The organism is Citrobacter sp. VF227, from assembly GCF_052950715.1.
The window spans coordinates 1-439 of sequence record NZ_JBRFVF010000580.1; the positions used below are offsets into that span (position 1 = coordinate 1).

The following is a 439-nucleotide window of genomic DNA, read 5'->3' on the forward strand; positions in this document are numbered from 1 at the left end:
TGTCGATGTAATCCATAAATGGTTTCAGCTTAACCATTTTGTGGCGGGTCTTTCTGGCTGGCGGGTCAGGGTATTTGAGATAGCGTCTGACAGTCCGTTCAGAGCAACCCACTTGAGTCGCAATATCTACAATGTACGCACCCTGCTGGCGCATTTGCTTTATCATGTAAAAGTCCTCTCTGCTCTGCATGTTGCTGTTCTTTCTGGTGTGAGAACCTTAAGGAAACAACATGTTGGGTGGAGCGGACCATGCTAATGGTGAGTTACCGTCTTATAGCACTGGAGCTAACAATCAGCGCTGGTCCGCAAATCTGCTGCCGTTGCAGCCCGTCGTCCTGCCTCTCAATCGTAAATCAACCCAGGTTGGTGCTGTCATTTTTGTGCCGACTGCGGAGTCTGTTGTCGTGGACCTGCAAAAGGCTCCGAAGATCCGGCAAAT

General features: G+C 49.9%; 2 protein-coding genes. One reads left to right on the forward strand and one right to left on the reverse strand.

The genetic code is table 11. The features are described from left to right. The coding region (locus tag ACU8YC_RS27975) for a helix-turn-helix domain-containing protein (RefSeq protein WP_446896390.1) at positions 1–190 on the reverse strand (190 nt) is incomplete at its 3' end. A gap of 40 nt (positions 191–230) precedes the next feature. On the opposite strand from ACU8YC_RS27975, the gene ACU8YC_RS27980 reads away from it, so the two are divergent. Beyond that, positions 231–439: hypothetical protein (locus tag ACU8YC_RS27980; protein WP_446896391.1), on the forward strand; the 209-nt coding region annotated here is incomplete at its 3' end.